The sequence below is a fragment of the Lachnotalea glycerini genome, assembly GCF_003201285.1.
In the GTDB taxonomy this organism is placed as follows: Bacteria; Bacillota; Clostridia; order Lachnospirales; family Lachnospiraceae; genus Lachnotalea; species Lachnotalea glycerini.
This window is the reverse complement of record NZ_QICS01000006.1, coordinates 63,405-87,592: the sequence shown is the minus strand read 5'-3', so window position 1 is coordinate 87,592 and position 24,188 is coordinate 63,405. Positions and strand designations below refer to the sequence as shown.

Sequence of the window (24,188 nt, the reverse complement as noted above, 5' to 3'; positions counted from 1 at the left end):
TATATCTAAAAAGGAAGCTTATCATTTGCTTAAGCTTCCTTTTACTGATTATGATACCATTACTCTTTCCAACCGCTCACCTAAACGACTTACAATTTCATTTGAAATCGTATTTGTCTGGCTTGCCATATCACAGGCCGTTATTTCTTTCTCTTTCGATTTTCCAATAACAACTGCAATATCACCACACCTTACTGCATCAAGCTCTGTTACATCAATTAGAGTTTGATCCATACAAATGCGGCCTATTATATTCGCTTCAAAACCATCAACTAATACCCGTCCACCCCCCTTTGAAAGAGCGCGTGGCAGACCATCTGCATAACCAATTGATATAACCGCTAACTTCATATCTCGTTTTGCTATATATTGTCTTCCATATCCCGCTGATTCCCCCTTATAAAGCTGCTTGACCTCAATTATTCTTGCTTTAACCGCTAAAACTGGTTCTAAGAATACATCACTTTTATTTACATCCTCTTTCGAACTTAAAATTCCATAAAGTGCAATACCAACTCTTGCATAATTTCCACCTAAATGCGGATAGTTTAATATTCCATAGCTTGCCAGAATATGCGTCTTAGAACAAATAATTCCTCTTAGTTTCAACTTCTCTATTACCTCAAAAAATACTTTTCCCTGATTATTGGTAAATATTTGATCCTCAGTCTCTGAAGAATCAGACGAACATAAATGTGTATAAATTCCCTCTATCTTTAAGTTTTTCATTTTGAAGATATCGAATAGCTCATTGATATTTTCACTTCGTTCTCCTAGTCGGTGCATTCCCGTATCAATGCATAGATGCACTCTAAATTTTTTTCCATACTGATTCATGCTATTCGCATAGGAGTAATCGATAACAGTCTGTATCAGCTTATATTTTCTTAATAGAGGAAACTGCTTTGGATGGGTATAACCTAATATAAGGATATCGCCTTTAATCTTGTTTTTTCTCAGCTTAATGCCCTCAAGAACCGTGGCTACACAAAAGGCTTTGATACCCATTGCATTTAATTCTTTTGCAATCAAAACTGCTCCATGACCATATGCATCTGCCTTAACAGCAGGCATCAACTCACATTCAGGGGGCAGCTTTGTGCGAAGTTCATTTACATTATGACAAAGCGCATTCCGATTCAACTCTATCCAGGCGCGCCCATAGTGAAATTCCTCTCTCCTGCCTCTTTGCAAAAGGTATGACAAAGCAGCAGCTATGATAAAAGAACACAGGCTTACCAATAAATAATGAATCAGACTATTTTCCACTAATATATGGAACAGACCTGTAGCTTTTGAAAAACCTCTTATCAAAATGATAACAAGAGGGTGAAGCACATAGATAAAACCTGCAATAACACGCATCCTTTTGGAAGATTGTGTTTTGAAAGATAAAATAAACTGAAACCCAAAATACATGCACGGCAAAAGTGCAAAATACATACTGTCATGACGTTGCAATGACAGCAGCTTTAATGTAAAACCCTCAAATGTCATAGCAATCATAGACAATAGAAAACCCCAAAGACAAACTTTTCTGCTAACATGCTTCTTAGAATGATTTAATAAGGCACCCATCATCAAGAAAACCGGTGTATAAAACAGACCATTTCTTGTATAGGTGTATAAGAAAAAACCTACGCGATAAACAGTCCGAAGAACAGGTATGTGATTACTCAGTCCAAAGTAACTGTCACCAAACAATCCGAATAAATATAAACTAAAAGTAATGATAACCACCTGCTTATAAGAAAACCTTTTGATTAAAATACATAAAAGAAGCACTCCACTAATACAAGCAGGAAGATACCAAAGGTGATAAAATGTACCATCAAACACTAGCAATCGAAAGAAATCTAAAAAAGTTAAATTTCGATATAATCCAGCATAAAATCCAATGGGCAGATAGAGAAGAATGGCTCCCGCATAAAAAATCAAATTATTTTTGATAAAACAAATTATGACACTCTTATTTCTATTAGGGGAAAATAGATAATCTGGAAGAATAAAAAAGCCCGTTACCATAAGAAAAAAGGGGACTGCAATCCGTGCAATTACTCTGGTCAATAGATAATCAGCATTGAAACTTATGCCGGTCAGGGGTGAGGTATGGATGGAAACAATGAGAAAAGCAGCTATCAGCTTAAAATAATCCAGCCCACCGTAATTTTTTCTATCCCCCATTTTATTTCCTCCATTCTGTAATCACAAAACCATCCACATTATTACCTGATATTAGGTACTTCGCATTTATATCCATTTCTAACTGTGCAGTTTCCTGATCGATTCCTTTTTGATAGGATATATAATATTTAGTATTCGTATTTTTGTAGGTATAGCTGCTGTTACCAAATGGATATTGCTTTAAGAAAGAGGTATACTCTTCTAGCGTCAATTTGTTTTGAACTATAATAGCAGCATGAGGAATTCCGACATAGCGAAAATGCCATGGTTCATGAGCAATTTTTGTTATATTTTCTTTTCCCATAGGATAACGCTCTATAAACCCAAAATGTGCTGCTCTTTCCCTGAAAGTCTGGCAAATACCTGTATATGGAAATTCAGGACAGATAAAATTAATATTTTCTTGCCTTATTCCCAAATCAATTGCAAGACCTGTCTGATGTTCGCTGTGACCGGGCAGCGCCACAAACTTTTCTGTGAATTCTGCCCCCTGCTCTTGTAATGACTGTTGAAAGATAGTTTGCTGTTCTTTCAACGTTCGATAGCCGCTGACTGCTGTTATTTGCGGCCACCCATTGATGTCATGCATTAGCAACGACAATGCCCTTGCAGCCGTATGCTCCATTAATATATTATTTTTGTCCTCGGCTAATGTCAGAAGACATCTATTATGGTTTTCTTGATATGCATAACTTTGATTAACCAAAATTAGGTTCCCAGCATGAATGGCTTCTCTTAATAGTGTTATTTTCATTCTTTCACCGCCAATTCTATGACTTTTGATATTATTTGTTCAAATGTAATTCCAATCGCTTTCATCATACTTGGAAAACGACTATGGGCTGTAAACCCAGGTATTGTATTGACTTCATTAAATACAATTTGCCCTGATGGAGTTAAAAATAAGTCCACTCTGGCAAATCCGCGGCATCCTAATGCTTTATAGATAATCAGTGCCTTCTCTTTAATTTCACTGGATTTTTCTTCCGATATGCGTGCAGGAACATGAATGACAGAGGTCTTTAAGGAATATTTTTCATCAAAATCAAAGAAACCTTTGGCAAGATCAATTTCATCCACTTCACCGATTGTGTACTCTTCATTCCCCATAATAGCGCAGCCTACTTCAAATCCTTCTATTGCTTTTTCTATTATCACTTGGTTATCAAATGTAAAAGCCAAATTGATAGCATTACTTAGTTCATTTTCTCTTAACACCCTGGTAACTCCGTATGAGGAGCCTGCCTTTACTGGTTTAACAAAGAGTGGATAACCTATTTTATTTATCTGATCTAATTCTGTTTTCTGCCAGCGACCTGGTTCAAGCACATAAGACTCTGGGACTAATACACCTGCCAACCTCGCTAATCTATGTGCCTTATCCTTGTCCATACATAACGCCGATGCAAGTGTTTTGCAACCTACTATCGCAATATCTGCAAGCTCAAGCATTCCCTGAAGCGTACCATCTTCACCATTTTTACCATGCAACACTGGAAATGCGGCATCAATTGGAATCGCTTTCGTATCATTTTGATATAATAAAATTAGTTCGTGCACTGTGCGATTTGGTGATAATATGGCTCTCGTACAGTCTGCTTCATTGCACCACGTATTATTAGCTATCTTTTCAATATCTCCCTCAAAATAATACCATGTTCCGTCTTTGGTAATACCTATCATAACCGGTTGGTAAAGTTCTTGATTGATATGGCTGATAACCGCGTATGCTGATTCAAGAGAAATACTATATTCCGAAGAACATCCTCCAAACAGTACTGCAATATTTAATTTATTCATAATGAAATCCTTTCTCTCCAATTGATATATTTTCTGGTAACTGATATCCGATTTCACATTTATTTTTATATAACAGTCTGGTAGCAGAGTTTGATATGCTGCCATATGATATGACCTTTGAAATCACTTCAACCTCTTCAAAAATCTTATCATTTGAACGGTAATATATTGTTTTTCCATTCAGTACCTCATAGCTTTTCTTACAGTCCTTATTGATTAGTAACCTGCCATTAATACAATTCTGATCAAAGGTAATTTGAATTTGCAAGGTTTCCTTTGTGTTATTTTTCACCTTAAGATCCAGCCACCCCTCAGAAACAGTTGCATCGACACCGATAGGTGCATCACTTGGAGGATCTGGGAAATCTTTTATGGTATGACCATGACGCTCCACTATAGTAAGTGGGGAATGCAAAAACATCCAATACAACAAATTACTTAATTGACAAAGTCCCCCTCCGGGTGCGGTTGTAAGCTTTCCATTTATCATGATTAAGCCATCTTTGTAGGGTATAGCTTTGTCTGCATATCTTACCAGCTTCCAAAATGAGAAAGTCTCATTTGGTAAAATGATAAGCTTGTCTATAGCGGCCGCTGCCAATTTCAAATTAAAGACCTTATTTTCCTGATAAACCAAATCAAATCCTGTTTTATAATTGTACAAGGGGCAACTGCTCTCAAAAAGTTCATATGGCAGAAGAATTTCCTTTTTTGTAGCAGCATAATGCTCCCTGTCAAACTTCATTCCCATATAAAAGCAAGCTAGTCTTTGGTATTTTCGTATCGGCATAAGCCATGGAAATATTTGCGTAATTCGTTTTCTTTTCATAACTCTCCTTTCACGTAAGAACAAGGTATATAAAAGCGAGTACTTCCTTATCCACACCGCGTCTCTGCGATCCCCTGCATAATAAGAAATTCATCGAAATTTTCTATTAAATAAAGAAAAACTCCCCGCCGTGTAGTGATATCTTATCACAGCGAAGAGTTCCTAGTTTTAACTTTGTATGAGGATTTTCTTAGTATTTCATTTTGATTTTCATAAGATTTATTAAGATTTTGCTGTATAATTCTTAAGACAATTTAAGAATAAAATCAGTTTCAATTTTGTTAATCAATATCTTTATTACTTTCTTTTACTACGGTTAAAAATTTTCTTTATATAAATTCCTTTATTCCAGCGCTGTTAATTTAGCCACTACTTCCTCACTGATTTGAGCAATTGTCTTATGATCTGTTTCTACTATAATATCCGCTGCTGCCAGATATTTTTCCCGTCTCTTATCCATTAGCTCTGCTATAAATGTTGTATTCATATTATTATTTAAAATAGGGCGTTCTGTACTATCCTTTACACGCTCTAGTGTAGTTTCCGGTGTAGCAGTTAACAATACGATGCGGCCACGTTTTTTCATATGATCAACATTTTCTTCTCTCAAAACAATTCCTCCACCACAGGACACAATTAATTGTTTTCTTTTTTGAAGTTCTATTAAGGTATTGCTTTCACAGTTTCTAAAATATGACTCGCCAAATTCTTCAAAAATTTGAGGGATACTCATTCCTTCTTTTTCTACAATCAATTTGTCGGTATCAACTTCTTCCATTTCAAGAAGATGACATAAATAAGAGGAAACCGTACTTTTACCTGCTCCCATAAAACCAATCAACATAATATTATAAGAAAATAAGCTTTTAGCCTGAATTTTTCTACTGTTTTTTACTATGTATCTAAAGGTATCCAATATTTCTTCTTCAAATTTATGATTCTGAAGCTTCGCTTTTAAGGCTTCTCTTTGCTTTTTCTCCTGTTCAGGTTGCAAAATAGGTAATCCGTTTTCTTTTTTATATTGGATAATCTCTTGTATGTAGTCCATTCTTTTTTCTAATGATTTCACAATTTGATCATCACACTGACTGATTTGTTCTCTGATTTCCTCTAGCGTTCTCATTGAAACCTCCTATGATTGTAATTGAAAATTTATTGCTGTCCCTAACTATGTTCAAGTTATGATAGCAATCACTGTTTTCATTAAATTTCGAAAACAGTTTAGAGCTTTAAAGTGATGCACTGAAATATCATATCATAACCTTCTATATAAATCAATAGGCGTAAAATGAATTATCCCCAATCATAAAGAATATCAATGCATACTGCGATTCAATAGCTGTAAAACATGATCTAATTCTTTCACTGGAATCTGACCCGGTGCAGATGCTTTTTTGGCTGAACCAAATGTAATTGCCGAGCCAAAAGCTTCCCCTGTCAAACGGCTGACAACTCCAATACCAGACATTGACATTGTAACAATTGGTATTCTAGCATATTGCTCTGACATGATTACAGTCGCTGCCATTAATTCAAGAACATCTAGCTTATTGTTAGGCATCACTGCAATTTTGGCAATATCGGCTCCTAAATCCTGCATCTTTCTTAAACGCTCAACGATATCCTCCTTGGATGGCGTTTTGTCAAAATCATGATTAGAGGCTATTACCTTTACTTTGCTTGCATGTATATGCTCAATGGCAGATTTAACGATTTCATCCCCAGTAAATATCTCTATATCCACCAGATCAACCAAACCGGTGGCAGCCACTGCTTGATTCAGTGCAGCGTACGAAGCCGCTTCGATTGCCTTTTCACCACCCTCTCTTTTCGTACGAAACGTAAAAAGAAGCGGAATTTCGTTTAATGCAGGCGCTAAATCTTCTAATACAGCTATTATCTGCTTCAAATCGTTTGAACCTTCAAACCAATCCACTCGCCACTCTACTATATCGACCGGAATGTCTGTTATACTTTTTGCTTCTTCTATAATTTCCACTCTTGTTTTAGAAACGATAGGAACACAGATTTTTGGAAGTCCCTCTCCTATCACCACATTTTTAACTGTTACTGTATTCATATAGCCTCCTTATTCTTCAATACTGATGTATATAATGCATTCTTATTTTATTAAAAACCTTAATTATTTCTATATATCACAATATTTTATAATTATAACATAGCTAGAATCCATTCTGCCACATGAAACAACAAGTATATCTTGTGATGTGCCCGGTAAATATTTTATCCTTATCTACATTTGTATTTACCTCCCCGCAAATCTGCCCTGACTAGGATATCATGTTAAAATTCATATATTGATTTCGTTTTGATCCTGTACAAATTTAGCAAATTGCTGAATAACAGGCGCTAAATATTTATTTTTTACCCTTGCCATGTAAATTTTTCTTGTATATAAAGGATTGTTTATATTCAATATTTTAACGTTAAGAGTCTGCAATATTAAAATATTAGGTAAGACAGCGATTCCAAAATTTTCAGCAACTAAACCTGCCAATGCCCCATCCTCTTCTACTTCATATAGAATTGTGGGAGAAAGTCCTATTTGTCTGAATAAATTATCAATTACCGGTCTTAGACCGCTCGATTTTGAAAAAAAGATCTGCGGATAATCAATTGTTTCTTTTAAATCAATTGATGTTTTCTCAGCCAGAGGATGTGAAAGTGGAACGATTACCACTAATTCCTGTTTGCCTATTGGATTAAATTCAATTTCTTTTTCATTTTCTATTTTAGAGCAGAACGCAATATCATATTTTTCTTCTTTTAAACCTCTTAAAATATCTGTGGTAGCGGCGGAATGAAATGAAAATTTGATATTCTTTTCTTCATTTTCTTTGAGAAATTGAGATACAATCTGTGGTACATAACGAGTTCCCAATGTATATATAAAGGCTAAATCAATATAACCACTGGTTTCACTCGTAAGCATTTTCGTTTTTTTAATACCGCTTTCCAAAGTTCCAAGAGATTCTTCCACATATTTAAGAAATTCTCTTCCGTACTTAGTTAAAACAACGTTTCTTCCCTGTTTTTCAAACAAATAGGTTCCAAGCTCCTGTTCCAGAGAGGTAATGGCATGGCTAAGGCTTGGCTGCGTAATGGAAAGTTCATTCGCAGCATTTGTGTAATGCTCCATATGAGCCAGTGTAACAAAATAATACAGATGATTTAAGTTCATATATTCATCCTTTCTTTTTCCTTTTTCTTACTACTTAAATAGAGACATCCTATTCGCATTCTTGATTTATATTAACATGATTCATAGATAAATTCTATAGATTAATAAAAAATCTGAATTTGTTTTTATGCATATCTTGATATAAGATTATTATAGTATCAAAGAAAATAATTTTTTTGCTAATAATTGTTAATACATTAACATAAGAAAAATGGAGGCAAGCATGAATAAAAATTATTCAAATATTTTCACTCCCCTTACAGTGAAAACGATGACCTTAAAAAACCGTGTTGTAATGACACCAATGGGTACAAACTATGGGGAACAAAACGGGGAAATGAGCTTTTTGCATATTCATTATTATGAGCAGCGTGCTAAAGGTGGTACTGGACTATTAACGGTTGAAAATGCAAGTGTTGACTCACCGCTAGGCTCAAATGGTACTACTCAATTACGACTTGATCATGATAATTACATTCCCAGGCTTTTTAAACTGTGTGAAACGGTTCATAAGCACGGAGCCTGCATCTCTATTCAAATAAATCATGCGGGTGCTTCTGCTCTATCTTCCAGAACGAACATGCAGCCGGTTTCAGCTTCTAATCTTCCTTCTAAGAAAGGAGGAGAAATACCTCGTCCATTGACAGTGGAAGAAATTGAACAAATTGCTAAAAAATACGGTGATGCGGCAAGAAGAGCGCAGATTGCCGGATTTGACTCCATTGAGGTACATGCGGGACATTCCTATTTAATCAGCCAGTTTTTATCTCCTCTTACCAATAATCGTACAGATGAATATGGCGGTTCTAAGGAAAATCGCGCCAGATTCGCAAAGCTTGTAATGACAGAAGTAAGAAATGCCGTAGGTCCTGATTTTCCAATAATGCTTCGCGTCAGTGCAGACGAATTTTTGGAAGGCGGAAATACGTTAGATGATACGTTAGAACTTTTGGAATATTTTGGACAGGAAGCGGATATTCTTGATGTATCTGCAGGTTTAAATGGCTCTATCCAATACCAGATTGATGCCAATTATCTTCCCGATGGATGGCGCTCTTACATGGCTAAGGCTGTAAGAGAAAAATTTAATAAGCCGGTTATTACTATGGGAAATATCAGAGATCCTAAAGTCGCTGAGGATATTCTCGCACGAAAAGATGCCGATTTAATCGGTATGGGACGAGGACTCATTGCTGATCCGGACTGGGTTAATAAAGTGGATGCCGGTCAGGAGAATACCATTAGAAAGTGTATCTCCTGTAACATTGGCTGTGCCGGAAATCGAATCGGTATTAACCGTCCTATCCGCTGTACAATTAATCCGGCGGTTAATGAAGGCGAAAGCTATAAGGAACAGCAAATTAAAAAGCCATGTAATGTTGTCGTAATTGGTGCCGGAACTGCCGGTCTGGAAGCAGCCTGTACCTCTGCCGAAGTTGGCTGTACCACTTTCCTATTAGAGAAAAGAAACGTTTTAGGAGGATTAGCGGCTGATATATCCAAAATCCCGGATAAAAAGCGTTTATCTGATTTTCCAAATTATCTCATTCAGCGTGCCAAAAGTTTGAAAAACCTTTATATTTTTACAGATACAGAAGCAGACACTAGCTTTATTGAGAGTCTTAATCCGAATATTATTATTAATGCAACTGGCTCTAACCCTCTTCTTCCTCCGATTAAAGGACTCTTTGAATGTCTTAATCAAGAAGATACTAAAGTAGATACCATTACCGGAATGATTGATAAGCTGAATGCTTATCCGGAGGATTTAACAGGTAAAAAAGTTGTTGTAATCGGAGGGGGTGCAGTGGGACTTGATGTCGTAGAATATTTTGCACCTAGAAATGCTGACATTACCATTGTAGAAATGCAGTCTGTAATCGGTAAAGATTTAGATCCTGTTTCTAAAGTAGGTACTGCTGCCCTAATGGAAAAGCACCATGTTACACAGCTTATAAACACTACTCTTTTAGAAGTTAAACCAGAGTCTTTTATTTTAAAACATAGAGATTCAGAAGAGGAAACATTCTTTGATTATGGCTTTGTCTGCCTTGGAATGCGCGCTAATAATCCAATTATTGACGCACTTCATGAAACATTTAATGATTCTGATGTTGAAATCATCAATATTGGTGACAGCGTTCGTGCCAGAAGAATTATTGACGGCGTTTTGGAAGGTAGAAATGTTTTGAGTTTGTTATCCAGAAAAGGCTTTCTTTAAGATTAGATATTGTATATTTATACCACTTATTCAACTTTATGAGAATAAGTGGTCTTTTTTGTACCCCATATTTGCTTATTATTTCAACAACTTCTCTTTTCTATGTTATACTTATTCTATTATAGTGTTTGTTTAGTCGATTTTTAAATATTAAATTAAGAAGGAATATAATATTATGAACCTCTATCATTTACGGTACTTCGTAACACTGGCTCACCTTGAACACTACACAAAAGCCGCAGTCTGTTTCATAAAATTAATGCTTCACCCCAAATAGCACTTGAAATTGAAGAGGATCAGGTAATCGCCGGATTCGTAGCTGCTGGTTTTGGTATCGCTATTGTTCCTGATATGCCTATGTTAAACCAGCTTCCTGTAAAAACACTTTCTATTAAGAATCCAAGCTGGGAACGTCGTTTTTATATGGCTTACTTAAAAGGCCAGTATCAAACACCTGTGGTATCTGATTTTATTCAATTCATTAAAAATAAAGTCTAATTTAGTGCCATGCCTGATAGAGTAGGCGGGTGAAATTTCACCCGCCCCTCATCAAACCGTACGTGAGGTTTTCCCTCATACGGCTTTCCGACATTCTTCTTTCTTCATCATTATGTCATGCAGATAACTTCTGTAAACCTTTCTCGCTAAGTATAGTTCTCCATAAGGTCTTCCATCTTTTCTAGTTTATTAAATCGTCTATGGTGCATTCCCAGAAAGTCAAATCCCTCTTTTCCATCCCATAAACAAACTATCTTGGTTTTAACCGGATGCAATGTTAAGTCTAGTTTTCCCATGATGTACCTTAACAGTTCTAATGCATGATTCGCACTTTTCTTATTCTTGCAAATGATTACACTATCATCCGCATATCTTACGAGTTTTCCATGGGTAAGTCCATACTTTTCCCACAGACGGTCAAGTGTATTCAGATAGATATTGGCTAGTAGCGGGGATATCACCGAACCTTGACTTGTACCCAGTTCGCTTATTTCTAGTACATTTTCATACAGAACCCCTGCTTTTAGCCACTGTCTGATGAGTTTGAGTATCCTTCTGTCTGATATCCTTTGTTCCACCAGTTTCATTAGCTTTTCTTGATTGACGTTATCAAAGAAGGTTTGTATATCGGCATCTACAACGTAGGCTCGACTTCCCTAGTCTCCTCTTTTCAGAGCAGTTTTAATTACGATACGGCAGATTTCACTTTATGTTACGGTCTGTATAATTGCTCGCCCTCTTTCGAAGACTTTATCCATCCGCTTAGCACCCTACATTACTGTAACGCACCGGATTTAGCTACACGGCTCACTGGCGATTACCGTGACCGGACTTACACCGGCAGGCATGATCCAGCTTCGCTGGACACACGCACAAATAAACAGGCAACCGCAAAAACTGGTTGCCTGTTTTATATCACAATCATAAATATTTTTTATTCTCTCTCTTTGTTTAATCCTGGAATGCTCCAATTACTCAATAATAGATTTAATCCAAAGCCAACCAGTAGCGCCCATGCCGAACCTTGCATTGCAAGAACAACTGCCATAATCGCTGCTATACTTTTATCCAAATCGGATTCACAATATTCCATACCAATTCTGGCACAGACAAATGCCTGAAAGATTAGAGTAATACCAGCTCCTACCGGAAATACAGGCTTTAACAGTGTAACTACTGGAATACAAATTACGCTTATGAAAGTTCCTAATCGAAACGATCCCATTGCTCCAATCAAAGATTTCATAGCTTTCTTGCCTTCTTTATAACGAATACTAACGGAAACGGTCATTCCAACCCATAATGGACCGGCAAGAGGTGGAAATGGTGCGAAAATTGAAAGAATAACATTTCGTATTCCGCTGATTAAATTAGAACGACTGGAATTAAAATCAATGATTTCATCATCGCGCGCTTCTTTCGCCTCATTGATTAAGCTTTCTGAGGTAACAAAATCACCAAATGCTATCACATAACAAATTAATGCAAGAGGCAGTGCATTTAAAAACATCTTAAAGCCCGGGAACCCAACGCCAAAAACACTGACCGTATCAAACATTTCTTTGAACTGAGGAACTTTAATGAAAGTACCAAATTCCACAGACGGAAGCGCCAGTTCTCCAACAATGATACCTATTATCATTGCAATCAGATAGGGAAATAGATTGCCATATTGAGCAATGATATCCAACACCTTGTACTTCTTTCTTGCTTCCTGATATTTACTTGAAAAACTGATGATTGCCAAAAATAATGCACCGACACCAACAGCAATTGGATAGTTCTTTAGCTGTCCGTTTTCAGAAAGCTGACCTTGCAGTACCGTAATTGGTGTAGCCAGAAGAATTCCTCCTTTAATTGATGTTGGAATGTTTCTAATAAAGCTTTCTGCGAGTTTAGTAATTCCCATAAATATAAATACCAGACCGACTAAAAGCTGCAAAGCAATCATAGCCTGTATTCGTTTGGGTCCTTGCTCATAGGTGGTAAGATATGCCAAAGTTAAAGGCAATGTTGCGGTAATCCATCCTGGAATAACCGGATCGCCCAGATTTGCATGCAGTATATACAAAAATGCTTCTAATATAATACAACTCCATGCTAATTCATATGGTAAGCCTAAATATTCTGTCATATAAGGAATAGCACTTAAGGCCGTAGCTCCTACAATCAATCCTTGGATAAATTCTACCTTTTCCATTTTGTAGTGGATACCAGGAATTCTTAGTTTAAAAATCCAGATAGGTAGGTAAGGCAGTTCTTTTTTTTCGTTTATCATATGACCTCCTGTGTACTTTGATGAATTTTTAACAAATAATGGTAAAATAGATTAAAAACATACTGTCAGGGCATCTGTTTACTCGCCCTGGCAGTCTATTATAACCTTATTCTAAACTTCTTGCACTACTTTTTTCATATTTATCTTTACGTATATCGCCAATAAAATACCAACAAGCGTTACTCCTGCATTTAACAATAAAATCATTCTAGGTGCATTGGAACCGCCGATTTTAGTTATATAACTTGCAAGTGTTAAAATAGTATAATTTGCCACAGAGGATGCAATCATTACAAAAGATGTTGCAGTTGCCTTGTTCTCCGGGAAAAATTTAATTGTTGTGGCAACAGCAAGTTGAAGTACTCCGCCTGCTCCCGCATATCCAATAACAAAACCGCCAATCAAACAAATTGTCGGAGATTGAATAAAATAGCACAGTAACAGCATTACGGTTGTGATGGTTGGATATAGTACCAGTACATTTGTCTCTTTCAAGCCTTTTTTAATCATAAAAGCCGTTGCTATTATAGCTAAAGCGGTTCCTGCTGCATAATAGGATTGAATCATAGCTGGATTGGACAGACCGTATAATTGACCCAATTCTTTATTACAATTTAGCCAAAGCATAAATGTTGAAGAACTGGTAAAGCCAATTAAAATCGCAGACACTGATACAAGAGAAAATTTCATTTTATGCTTAACAGGCTTTTCTGATGCATTTGCAGCATTTGATCTATTTGCCTTAGGAAATGGAAGAAATATGATTAAAATTCCATCTAATAATATTGCTGCAGCGCAGAGTGTAAATAAGGTTGTATAAGGCAGATTCGCTCCTGCAACCCATAAAATAAAGAATGGTAATAAAAACTGACTGATACACATAGAAAATTTTGTAAACATGTTTGCAATGGATCCATTATTTACAAATATCTCCATACATGTTGGGCTGACACATGCATCCAGAAATGAATTTGCTGCCCCTCCCAAAATAGCAAATAAATATGCTACAGTCATATTTGGCGCCAATATAATTCCTGCAAAAAAACCTGTATATAATACAACACCAATGATTCCACTTAATTTTCTGCCATATTTATCCGAAAACGGACCTGCTATAAAGTGTGCTAACAAACGCCCTAGTCCTAGTGCTGCGATAACCGTTACCACAGAACTTACGTCATAACTGCCATCTGCCAGTGTTTTTGCTCCCCAGGCTTTTGCAAAATCTGTTTTATACTGACTTAATATAGATGCTCCGATTCCATGAATAAAAAAAGAAAAATAAAGAGCAAGAGCGGTTGGATAGTATTTTTTATTATTATTCATCTGTTTTCTCTCTTTCTGTTAACTGAAAAACAACGCCTTTACTTCTTCAACTGGCATATCTTGTCCTGTATAAAGTTTAAATGCTGCTGCGCCCTGCCATACAAGCATACCCTGCCCGCCGATACAAGTACACCCTGCTTCTTTTGCTTCTTTTAGCATTTTGGTTTCCTTTGGATTATAAACTGCATCAGCAACAATAAGCCCAGGATGATACATTGTTACATCCTTTATAACGCTATTATTCTCCATTGGCTTCATACCTACGATGGTTGCATTCGCTACGATATCACTGGATGCAATTTCTTCTCTCATCTTCTCTTCATCTGCTATATCAAATATCTTAACAACGCATTCCGGCTTCTCATTTTTTATCTTCTTTGCAGTTTGAATCGTTTTTTCAAAAAATTCATCTTTCATATTAAAGATTGATATTTCCTTCGCTCCCTCTAAGGCACACTGCACCTGAATTGCGGTTGCAGCTCCACCACCGCCGAAAACTGTTATTTTCTTTCCAGCAACTTCAACTCCATGATCACGAAGATTATCTACAAATCCTTGTCCATCTGTAATATGGCCAACCAATTTTCCGTCTTCATTTACAATTGTGTTGACTGCACCGATGATGCGGGCAGCCGGCGAAAGTTCATCCATAAATTTAGCTGCTTCACTTTTACATGGCATTGTAACATTGCATCCTCTCATATGTAAAGTTCTGATTGCATCAATTGCCTTTGGTACTTCATCTACTTTAATATCAAATGCGAGGTATGCATAATCTAGTTCCAGCTTCATAAAGCTGTAATTGTACATAGCTGGTGAACCGGAGTGTCCTACTGGGGAACCAATCAGTCCTAATAAACCTGTTCTACCTGAAATTCTTTTTTCCATCGTTTTCTCCTTTTATTTCTCTATATATTCAACGCTGCCTCATAAGCTTCTCTGGTAGCATCCAGTGCCCTTCTTGCTCTTATTGCATCACCAATTACATATACTTCCTTTGCAAGATTTGAAGCTTCCTCTCCAAAAGGATTATAGTTACGATATCCCATTGCAAGAACTACATTGTCAAATCCTGACAATTGTTTCTTTGTCCCATCCTCAAGAGTATATGTTACACCGTCTGTGTTAAACTCACTTACCTTGGCACCAGTTACCGTTTGAATCTTGTATTCATCAAAATCTTTCATGAGATATTTTCTATGCTCTGTAATAACATCTGCACCTACCTTATCTCTTAATTCGATAACAGTAACCTCGTGATTCGCCTCTCCTAAAAAGGCAGCCAGCTCACACCCTACCATTCCTCCGCCAACAACCAATACCTTTAAACCGCATTGTGCTTTTCCGGACAATACATCATCACCGTGTAACAATCCTGCCTCTTGGATTCCCGGTATTGGGAGCACCAATGGTTTGGAACCAGTTGCCACAACGACTGCATCAGGACATTCCTTACGAATCAATGCTTCTGTTACTTCTGTATTCATTACGATTTTGACACCGCTTTTCTCGCAAAGTGCGATATAATTGCGTACCATGCCAATCAAATCACCTTTTCCAGGTGGAAATGCTGCTAAACGCATATTTCCTCCGAGTACACCTGATTTTTCATATACTGTTACATTATGACCCTTTAAGCGTGTTATATAAGCAGCATACAGTCCTCCGACACCACCGCCGATCACCATAATCTGCTTTTTTGTTTCAGCTTTAGTTAATTCTGTTTCATGACCAACTCTTGGATTAACCAGACATTGAATTGGTTTTCCCTGAAACATATTGGCAACACAGCCTTGCAGACATCCAATACAAGGTGTCATACTATCTAATTCTCCATGATAGGATTTATTTGGCATTTCCGGATCAGCAATGCTTTGACGGCCAAAGGCGATTAAATCTGCGCGTCCTTCCTTTACCATAAGTTCTGCATAATCTGGTTCTGTAAAACGTCCAACCATGATAACTGGTATCTGAACTGCCTTTTTGATTTCAGTTACGTAATCTGCGTTGAAACCACCATGTACACATGTAGGAGCCCACATAAACTCATCGCGTATATGAACGGCGCGAGACACATGAAGTGCATCTGCTTTACAGACCTCTAAGTATGCTGCTACAGCTGCCGCATCCTGTACGCTGATTCCACCAAGTACATTGTCATCACAATTAATACGACAAATAATTCCTAATGATTCCCCAACTTTTTTTCTGATATTCTCAATAATTAATCTGGACAAACGCATACGGTTTTCAAAGTTTCCGCCAAATTCATCCACTCTTTTGTTCGTTCTTTGAGAAATAAAGCTGCTGACGAGATATCCGTGTGCCATATGTACTTCAACAAAATCAAAGCCTGCTTTCTTGGCACGCAGCGCAGCATCACCATATTTTTCAATCAAATCATATATTTCTTCTCTGGTAATTTCTTGCGGGATATCTTTTCCTACATGGCTGGCAATGGGTGAGGGTGCCTTTATCGGATGTCCGGCTGCTTTTGCATTTCCTTCCGCCCCTGCATGCTGAAGCTGAACAGAAATCTTACCACCCTCTGCGTGTACGGCATCTGCTACCTTTGCAAAACTGTCAATGACAGTATCATCATATAGACAAGGCTTCTTTGGACCTCCTTTTGCCGTTTTATCAACTACGGTAGCTTCCACTGTAATAAGTCCAAAACCGCCTTTTGCACGAACTGCATAATATCCTAAAGAACGTTCGCTTAAGCATCCGTCTCCATTTGCAAAATTATTTCCCATTGGGGGTACTACAAAACGGTTTTTTATGGTAACCGGACCAATCTGAACCGGTGTAAACATATTTTGAAATCTCACAGTAATTTCTCCTTTTATTCCGCCAATAGTTCTGGCCAAACTTCTTGTAATACTTTCATTGCTCCGGCGTAAGTCTTTTCTGCTGCTATTTTTGCACCTTCTGCCATATAAAAATCAGAAATAACTTCTACTCCTACAGCCTTTGGTTCAACCCCTGCCTCTTTAATCATTTTCACGAATCCTTTTGTATCTCCATATCCTGTACCAGGAGCTAATCTGTCATGCATGGATTCGTCACGTAAAATACTTGGAGCATAGGCTCTGTCATGTACATCATTAATCTGGATTGATATAATTGCATCCCCCGGAACGCCACAAAGATCAAACGGTTGATTTGCTCGAACCCAATGCCATGTATCTAAGATTATTTTAGCATTTTCACAGCCACTTAATTTTACTACCTCCCAAGCTTTCTTTAAGTCAGGAATACCACTGTATGGCATTGGTTCCACACCAATTGTATATTTTCCTGCTCTCTGGCAAAGTTCTTTTAGTTTCTGTGCAATGTGTTCTACAGAATAATTTTCCATCAAACCACAGTTGATATGGTTCACATGGAATAGTTCACACATATGAAAACAAACTTGTTCTTTGTATTTCTGCTCGTATGTACGATGTTCATCTGCCCACATGGTTATATACTCCACCTCAGTACATTTCATATCGTATTTTTTCAAAATTGCTAAAATATCTTCGTCATGAAGTCCTTCTGCCAATGCATCTACGTAAGTCTCTGCCCGAAGACCAATTCCTTCATAGCCTGCTTCCTTAGCAGCCTTAACACGTTCGTCAAATGTGATTTGGTCTCCCAATGTCCATGAGCTAATTGTAATAGGGTATTTTGCTGACATATTCCGTTCTCCTTTTTATCAATTATTGATCGTTAATTTTCTAACATAGCCATATTATAATTCTATTTTTGCTAGAAATCCAATTGATAATTTTGTTATAATTGATAAATATTTTATATAGATTAGAATAAACAATTGTTATATATGTAGGTCTTTTCTATGTAATAAAAAGTGTCTCTTGCAGGCACTTTCGCGCCGAATGCTGTCACGCAGTGACATTTTCCTCTTGCATTCGTGTGCATTGTGTTTTATTTCATAGGATTCAATACCTTTTTACGTTACCACAACAAGGTATTTTTTATGATATGAAAAAACATCGCTCTTTCGAGCGATGCCTCTAAAAATCTCTTGATTTTTGTAATAGCACATTGATGAATTCATCAATTGCTTTTCGATTCCATAAATCTGATATCTTATGCAATACCAATAATAGCGCTGCTGCACTAATTCCGCATATTACCAGATTTCTTACATGATATAAATGAAGCATGGTCAATATTATACTGCCAAAATCAGCCGACAAAAGAATATATAATGCTTTCTTTCTAAAATGCTTTCTTTCATTTAAATCCAACTTTTTATTTTCATTATCTAAAGGGCACAAGCTGAAAATAATTACATTGGATAAAACAAATGCACTCCACCACACATTTTGATTCATATTTATTGCAGAAACAACCAATATAAAGAAAACAAAGCAACAGGAAAACAAATAGCATCCTAGTCTTGTCCTAGCATGATAGCCGCCTGCATTCCTTCTTAAGGGAATTAAAACACATGCTATTATGATTAATTCAGGTAACAGCTTTAAGCAAACAGCAATCAGCAGATAGGATATACAGTGGAGCAGCTTTAGACTCAAGCAATCAAGCCCAAATTGGTATACATCTGCCTCCTCTTGCGGAATAACTTTATACAATATAAGCTTATCGATTATGTATTCTTTCCACTTAAACATTCTAGCTATTCCTTAGAATTTTCTCAATTTTTTTGCTGCTTTTGGAATTTGTGGTTGATATCCAAGGAAAAAGCAAGCAGAATTAACCTCCTTTTGGGCTGAATTTAAAATTATCTTTGATGCTACATCCATTGATACTTTTTTTAATTGTTCTCTCATAATAATTCCTCCATTTTTGATAATAATGTTTGTCTTACAATATAATATATGCTTCAAATATGTTTTTATGATAAAAACTTTAAAAAAAATTAGTAATTAAGACTAAACTTCCATAACTTTTAAATCAGGTGAAATGATAAGCTTTGCTTCTGTTGCATTTTGAACATCTTCCACTGTCAGACCAGGAGCAATTTCCTTTAACACTAGTCCTTTTTTCGGAACTACATCGATGACTGCCATTTCTGTTACGATAGTTCTTGCAACATTGACTGCTGTTAGCGGAAGTCGGCATTTTTTAACAATCTTAGGAGCACCGTTTTTATTTACATGCTCCATAGCTAAAATTACTTTCTTAGCTCCAACAACTAAATCCATAGCACCGCCCATTCCCGGCACTTTTTTACCTGGAATCATCCAATTTGCTACATTTCCTTCCTCGTCAACTTCCAAAGCTCCCAATACGGTAATATCTACATGTCCGCCGCGGATGATACAAAACGAAAATGAACTGTCAAAAAAACTGGTTCCTTTCACTGTTGTAACATAATTTCCACCGGCATCAATGCAGTCACTCTTTTGTTCTCCTTCACCTGCCTTTGGACCTACTCCTAATATACCATTTTCAGCCTGTAGCATTACGTTGACATCCTTTGGTATATAATTTGCAACCATTGTAGGCATTCCGATACCAAGGTTTACAACATCTCCGTCCTTAAGCTCCTTAGCAATTCTTTTTGCAATAAATTCTCTATTTTCCATACTCTTATCCCACCTTTACAATAGCATTTACAAATATTCCGGGTACATTGACATGATTTGGGTCAATTTCTCCTGCCTTTACATATTCATCAACTTCTGCTATAACATAATCAGCAGCTGTGGCCATAACAATATTAAAGTTTCTTGATGAACCATTAATAACAAGATTTCCTGTTTCATCAGCCATATGTGCTTTGATTAAAGCTACATTGGCTTTCAATGGCATTTCTAGTAAATATTCTTTGTTGTCAATTTCAATCTTTCTCTTATCCTCTTCTACAATAGTACCTACACCTACAGGTGTTAAAAAGCCGCCAAGGCCTGCTCCGCCTGCACGTATTTTTTCTGCAAGTGTACCCTGTGGAAAGAGCTGTACGGTTGCTTCTTTGGTCATAAGCAATCTACCGGTTTCCGGATTGGAGCCGATATAGGATGCAAATATCCGCTTTACTCTTCCACTTTTTACAAGCTGAAAAATGGATAGCTCCTGTGTACCTGTATCATTTGATATAATTGTAAGGTTGCCAGCCGAATTTTCGTTTAAAAGAGCTGCAACTAAATGTTCCGGATGACCTCCTGTCAGAAATCCTCCGACCATGATGGAATCTCCATCTTTAATCATACTGATTGCTTCTTGTGCTGATGTTATTTTATTTTTCATTGTCATGCCTCCTTCGCATTATTTTAAATAATCATGGATTACATTTGCATAAGGTAACGTTAAATCTGCGATAAAGTGTCTTCCTTCAATGCAGGCTTTTACTGGCAAATCCGCCACCGGAGCATTGACATGGGGTGTCAGACTCAGTCTGGCCGCTCCCGACCAAGCACCTTTTACCGTTATGTCTTCCAGATTATAGGCTACGAGCTGTGCAATTTTAGGACTACCATCCACATCTGGAATTAATTTTAAGTTGATTTGTGTCTTTGCTATGGTTTTTGCAATTTCTTCTTGATTTAATATGTTATATTTGAAAGGCATTGTGCCCATAGCAACCATGATGTTATTATAAAATAATTTACCTGTTAGCGTTTCTGTTTCTTCTACTTCGAGACAAGGTCTGCCCCATTTTTTAGGAAAACCCCATATTTCTCGTCCTCCTAAAATGGCAGGGCCGTTATCTAAATACATTTGAGCTGTGAAATTACAAGGTTCATTATGAAAGGTACACGGAATTACAATTCCGCTCTCTTCATAGCTTCCAAGACCAGAAGAATCTGGCATTTTAATCCATTCATATAAAACAGTGTTACTACCATCCGGCTGGAGTGGTTCTGGTACTGCTTGTCTGATTGCCGCCGGATCTGATTCATATCGTATCGTAAAAAATTCTCTGTTTATAAAACGACAAGGTGGTCTGCCATAGCTTGGGCTCGCTGCTGGCATTGATTGTAATAGTAGAACTTCCTCTTGTGTCATAAACATCTTCCTTTCTATGTAATTTTCGTTTCTATTGATTGGGTCTATTTTAAGGGCATAATATAAATTTTATAATACTATCGTTTTATTTTAATTATACTAATGCATTTTCTACCAGCATGGCGATTCCCATGCCACTTCCAATACATAAGGTTGCTACGCCGTAATGTGCAGAGGTCCTTGTCATTTCATGCAACAATGTAACCAATATTCTTGCTCCACTCGCACCTACAGGATGTCCCAATGCAATTGCACCTCCATTGACGTTTACTTTCTTTGTATTTACTCCAAGCTCCTTTGCAACTGCCACAGATTGTGCGGCAAAAGCTTCGTTAAGCTCGTAAAGATCAATATCATCTATTGTTAATCCTTGCTTTTTAAGAAGCGTAGAAACCGCTTTAACTGGTCCCATACCCATGTAAGCAGGATCAAGTCCCACTAAGGAATAGCCTTTGATAAATGCTACAGGTTTTAAGTTATGCTCCTTACATTTGTCTTCTGACACAACCAGCATTGCGGCAGCACCATCACTGATACCTGAAGCATTTCCGGCCGTTACGGTTCCGTCTGCTTTAAATACGGTTCTTAAGTGAGAGAGTTTTTCTACATTGGTTTGAGGCTTTACGTGCTCATCCTCAGTAAAACAAATTTCTTCTTTTTTCTTTTTTATAGTAACAGGAACAATTTCACTTTCAAATATTTTCTTGCTTTTTGCTTCTGTTGCTTTCCTATGACTTTCATATGAGAACTCATCCTGTTCTTGTCTGGTAATGTTATATTTTTCAGCAACATTTTCTGCAGTTATACCCATATGATACTTATTAATTGGACACGTCAGACCATCGGTAACTAAACTATCTATTAATTCACCACTTCCAAGGCGATAGCCATTTCTTGCGTTTCTTAAATAATATGGTGCATTTGACATACTTTCCATACCTCCGGCTAACATGACACTACCCTGACCAGCCAAAATAGAATTATAGGCCAAAGCAACAGCATGAAGTCCTGAACCGCAAACGGTATTTATTGTAGAAGCAGGTATATCAATAGGTATGCCTGCTTTTAATGCAGCTTGTCTTGCAGGATTCTGACCGATGCCAGCCTGAAGTACATTTCCCATATAAACCTCATCAATCAATGAGCCTTCTAAATTACTTTGTCCGAGACATTCTTTCATAACCACAGCTGCCATTTCAGGAGCACTCAAGGATGCTAAAGTTCCGTTGAAAGAACCAACAGCAGTTCTTAGTGGGCTTACCAAAGCTACTTTTTTCATAAAACATTCATTCCTTTCATTTGAATCGCGTGTTAGCTATCATCTCAGGCAGCTAATTGATTTAACTGCCGAGTGAATCGCTTTCTTATTCTCAGTTGCATTTATGTAAAATGAATAACGAATCAGGCTGCACAACCTGTTTTCTTTTATTCACAGTCGTATTTTCCCACTCTTTTATACTATTTTCAACATAAGTCGCATAACTGACAGTTTTTATGTATAAGTGACAGAAAAAGGGGCTAATGTATACATTAGCCCCGACAAATAATGATAATTAATTTATTGATTGAAAATTATTTTACAACTAAATATTCCTCCATTTTCCTCTAAAACCATACTCCCATTGTATTTCTTGATAACGTTTTCGACATTAAGCAAACCAATTCCATGATTTTTACCTTTTATTGATACCGGCTTCCCGCGATGCCATTTTTCAATCAACACGGAGCTGTTCTTGATATTGATCACAATAAAATCATTATATGTATCTAATTTCATCCCTATCATTTTGTTATCTGCAACCAAATAACAGGCCTCAATCGCATTATCCAGTAAATTTCCGAAAATTGTAGTTACTTCAATTGGTTCCATAAAGCTAAGATCGACGCTGCCTATTTCTAAATCAAATTGAATATTTCTAATATTAGCAGTTTTCTTTTTATCATTCAGTAAAACGTTTAATATTGGATTATTTGTATATTCCTCCAATGCAAGCGGCAAAAGTATTCGACTGATTTCCTGTGTATAAGTAATCGCAATCTCGTCTTCTTTTGTCTGATACATACTCTCTATCATTGTAAGATGCTTATTTACATCATGTAGAATTTTTACAGATTCATTATACTTTTCTTCCTGCTTCGCATAATATTCATATTGCAGTAAGGACTGCTGCTCTAAAAGTTTTAGCTTAACCCTAAGTTGATTATATTCCTCGGCGAATCTTGCGAAATATAGAAAGTATAAGTCAGCAAATAAAATAAATCCCATATTTACTAGTAATAATATATGTTCTGTTCGATTTGTTAATTTTGATAAAACAGTTATAATTACTGCCAAATTGGCAACACTGAATAAAATGATAATGAACTCTATCCAAAATTGTGTTCTTGTAAACATTCGTATTGATTCATCTTTCCATAATCTTGAAATTACTAAATAATAAAAGATAAGAACAAATAATTTGGAAAAGGTTGTTTCAACACTTTCTATCATAATTGACTGAAAATAATTAATTTTAAATTTCCATAAAATAAACTCAAGTATCACCACCCCGACTGTTTCACAGATTGACAATATGAGAATCAATACTGGTACCTCTAATAGACGAGAAATCAATTTTCTATTTGTATTCTCATACAAAATTATATTTACAGCACTAAACAATATAATCCAACTTGCTATATTTATAATTGGCATTTCGATTACATTAATGCAGCCAATCAAAACGCATAATCCCATTTTAATCAATACATACAACTTATTATTGTCATATATTCTTTCATTCCTTTCTTCAATAAATTGAAATAGTATAATGCCATTAACAAGGCATGAGACAATGGTTCCAAATATAAAAATAATATAATTTTCCATTTC

Annotated in this window: 22 protein-coding genes; 2 read left to right on the top strand and 20 right to left on the bottom strand. The window is 36.6% G+C overall.

All coding sequences use genetic code 11. From position 1 onward, the window contains the following. Positions 1–48: 48 nt before the first annotated feature. From vanT to C8E03_RS12545, 7 genes are all read right to left on the bottom strand, one after another. Positions 49–2,184 (bottom strand): serine racemase VanT catalytic subunit, encoded by a 2,136-nt coding sequence (gene vanT / locus C8E03_RS12575; RefSeq protein WP_110291196.1) that lies wholly within the window; start codon positions 2,182–2,184, stop codon positions 49–51. 1 nt (position 2,185) lies between these two features. After that, positions 2,186–2,938, bottom strand: a complete 753-nt coding sequence (locus C8E03_RS12570) for a M15 family metallopeptidase (RefSeq protein ID WP_110291195.1) — start codon at positions 2,936–2,938, stop codon at positions 2,186–2,188. Continuing rightward, positions 2,935–3,984 (bottom strand): D-alanine--D-serine ligase VanG, encoded by a 1,050-nt coding sequence (gene vanG, locus C8E03_RS12565; RefSeq protein ID WP_110291194.1) that lies wholly within the window; start codon positions 3,982–3,984, stop codon positions 2,935–2,937. The genes C8E03_RS12570 and vanG overlap by 4 nt, the downstream gene beginning before the upstream one ends. Continuing rightward, positions 3,977–4,813, bottom strand: coding sequence for a glycopeptide resistance accessory protein VanW (gene vanW, locus C8E03_RS12560; RefSeq protein ID WP_110291193.1), 837 nt, complete (start codon positions 4,811–4,813; stop codon positions 3,977–3,979). The genes vanG and vanW overlap by 8 nt, the downstream gene beginning before the upstream one ends. Positions 4,814–5,156: 343 nt before the next feature. Continuing rightward, positions 5,157–5,936 carry a shikimate kinase gene (locus tag C8E03_RS12555; protein ID WP_110291192.1) on the bottom strand — a complete coding sequence of 260 codons (780 nt, stop codon included), beginning with the start codon at positions 5,934–5,936 and terminating at the stop codon, positions 5,157–5,159. A 192-nt stretch (positions 5,937–6,128) separates the two neighbouring features. Next, a complete protein-coding gene (gene aroD, locus C8E03_RS12550; RefSeq protein WP_094376598.1) occupies positions 6,129–6,893 on the bottom strand; it encodes a type I 3-dehydroquinate dehydratase in 765 nt (254 codons plus the stop codon). 231 nt (positions 6,894–7,124) lie between these two features. Next, positions 7,125–8,015, bottom strand: coding sequence for a LysR family transcriptional regulator (locus C8E03_RS12545; protein WP_094376597.1), 891 nt, complete (start codon positions 8,013–8,015; stop codon positions 7,125–7,127). 223 nt (positions 8,016–8,238) lie between these two features. Here C8E03_RS12545 and C8E03_RS12540 point away from each other — a divergent pair, with 223 nt between their 5' ends. Next, a complete protein-coding gene (locus C8E03_RS12540; protein WP_094376596.1) occupies positions 8,239–10,236 on the top strand; it encodes an oxidoreductase in 1,998 nt (665 codons plus the stop codon). Between the two features lie 243 nt (positions 10,237–10,479). Next, positions 10,480–10,734: a LysR substrate-binding domain-containing protein gene (locus C8E03_RS22950; RefSeq protein ID WP_110291191.1), complete on the top strand. Its 255-nt coding sequence runs from the start codon at positions 10,480–10,482 to the stop codon at positions 10,732–10,734. Between the two features lie 146 nt (positions 10,735–10,880). Here C8E03_RS22950 and C8E03_RS12525 read toward each other — a convergent pair whose 3' ends face one another. The 13 genes from C8E03_RS12525 to C8E03_RS12465 all read right to left on the bottom strand — a co-directional run bounded on the left by C8E03_RS12525 (position 10,881) and on the right by C8E03_RS12465 (position 24,185). Further along, complete coding sequence (locus tag C8E03_RS12525) at positions 10,881–11,321, bottom strand: reverse transcriptase domain-containing protein (protein WP_242993524.1); 441 nt, start codon at positions 11,319–11,321, stop codon at positions 10,881–10,883. Positions 11,322–11,668: 347 nt separating this feature from the next. Further along, on the bottom strand, positions 11,669–13,012 hold the full coding sequence (locus C8E03_RS12520) for a hypothetical protein (RefSeq protein ID WP_094376594.1): 1,344 nt from the start codon (positions 13,010–13,012) through the stop codon (positions 11,669–11,671). Between the two features lie 111 nt (positions 13,013–13,123). Next, positions 13,124–14,338, bottom strand: coding sequence for an MFS transporter (locus C8E03_RS12515; protein ID WP_094376593.1), 1,215 nt, complete (start codon positions 14,336–14,338; stop codon positions 13,124–13,126). A gap of 18 nt (positions 14,339–14,356) precedes the next feature. Then, positions 14,357–15,226, bottom strand: coding sequence for a shikimate dehydrogenase (aroE, locus tag C8E03_RS12510; protein WP_110291190.1), 870 nt, complete (start codon positions 15,224–15,226; stop codon positions 14,357–14,359). Positions 15,227–15,246: 20 nt separating this feature from the next. Then, positions 15,247–17,169 carry an oxidoreductase gene (locus tag C8E03_RS12505; RefSeq protein ID WP_110291189.1) on the bottom strand — a complete coding sequence of 641 codons (1,923 nt, stop codon included), beginning with the start codon at positions 17,167–17,169 and terminating at the stop codon, positions 15,247–15,249. A gap of 14 nt (positions 17,170–17,183) precedes the next feature. Continuing rightward, positions 17,184–18,020, bottom strand: a complete 837-nt coding sequence (locus tag C8E03_RS12500; RefSeq protein ID WP_094376590.1) for a sugar phosphate isomerase/epimerase family protein — start codon at positions 18,018–18,020, stop codon at positions 17,184–17,186. 337 nt (positions 18,021–18,357) lie between these two features. Beyond that, positions 18,358–18,978 (bottom strand): accessory gene regulator ArgB-like protein, encoded by a 621-nt coding sequence (locus C8E03_RS12495; RefSeq protein WP_094376589.1) that lies wholly within the window; start codon positions 18,976–18,978, stop codon positions 18,358–18,360. A 12-nt stretch (positions 18,979–18,990) separates the two neighbouring features. Continuing rightward, the gene (locus C8E03_RS12490) at positions 18,991–19,137 is read right to left on the bottom strand and encodes a cyclic lactone autoinducer peptide (RefSeq protein WP_094376588.1); all 147 of its coding nucleotides are present in this window, start codon (positions 19,135–19,137) and stop codon (positions 18,991–18,993) included. A gap of 102 nt (positions 19,138–19,239) precedes the next feature. Next, on the bottom strand, positions 19,240–19,896 hold the full coding sequence (locus C8E03_RS12485; RefSeq protein WP_094376587.1) for a 3-oxoacid CoA-transferase subunit B: 657 nt from the start codon (positions 19,894–19,896) through the stop codon (positions 19,240–19,242). A 4-nt stretch (positions 19,897–19,900) separates the two neighbouring features. Beyond that, positions 19,901–20,557, bottom strand: coding sequence for a CoA transferase subunit A (locus C8E03_RS12480; protein WP_094376586.1), 657 nt, complete (start codon positions 20,555–20,557; stop codon positions 19,901–19,903). Positions 20,558–20,575: 18 nt separating this feature from the next. Further along, positions 20,576–21,316, bottom strand: coding sequence for an acetoacetate decarboxylase (locus C8E03_RS12475; RefSeq protein ID WP_094376585.1), 741 nt, complete (start codon positions 21,314–21,316; stop codon positions 20,576–20,578). 94 nt (positions 21,317–21,410) lie between these two features. Further along, positions 21,411–22,595 carry a thiolase family protein gene (locus tag C8E03_RS12470; RefSeq protein WP_110291188.1) on the bottom strand — a complete coding sequence of 395 codons (1,185 nt, stop codon included), beginning with the start codon at positions 22,593–22,595 and terminating at the stop codon, positions 21,411–21,413. A gap of 279 nt (positions 22,596–22,874) precedes the next feature. Then, positions 22,875–24,185, bottom strand: coding sequence for a sensor histidine kinase (locus tag C8E03_RS12465; protein WP_110291187.1), 1,311 nt, complete (start codon positions 24,183–24,185; stop codon positions 22,875–22,877). Positions 24,186–24,188: the final 3 nt, after the last annotated feature.